At 39.9% G+C, this 401-nt stretch carries 1 protein-coding gene; it reads left to right on the top strand.

All coding sequences use genetic code 11. The annotated features are described in order from the left end of the window. Window positions 1-37: 37 nt before the first annotated feature. On the top strand, window positions 38-401 hold a 364-nt coding region (locus FD09_RS15695), incomplete at its 3' end, for a recombinase family protein (protein WP_162261534.1).

The raw sequence follows: 401 nt of genomic DNA, 5'->3' as shown, positions 1-401 counted from the left end.
AAGTGTTCATTAGAACTGTCCAAAAGGAGAATTGGAAATGGCTAAAATCGGTTATGCGCGTGTGAGTTCCAAGGAGCAACATTTAGATCGACAGTTAGCGGCTTTAAAAGACGTTGATAAATTATTTACGGATAAATTAAGTGGGGCTAACACTAATCGGCCAGAACTGCAAAAAATGCTGGCCTATATTCGTGAGGGTGATATTGTAATGGTCACTGAATTAGATCGCTTAGGCAGAAACAACCATGATTTGACTAAGATCATGAACTCCATTCAAAATAAGGGTGCCACCCTAGATGTGTTAAATTTGCCGTCCATGACAGGGATTGCTGACCCAAATTTACGTCAACTGATGACCAACTTGATTATTGAACTCTATAAGTATCAGGCCGAAAGTGAAC

Source organism: Schleiferilactobacillus perolens DSM 12744 (assembly GCF_001435585.1).
Lineage (GTDB): Bacteria > Bacillota > Bacilli > Lactobacillales > Lactobacillaceae > Schleiferilactobacillus > Schleiferilactobacillus perolens.
The sequence above is the reverse complement of the archived record's forward strand: the minus strand, read 5'-3'. Positions and strand labels throughout refer to the sequence as shown.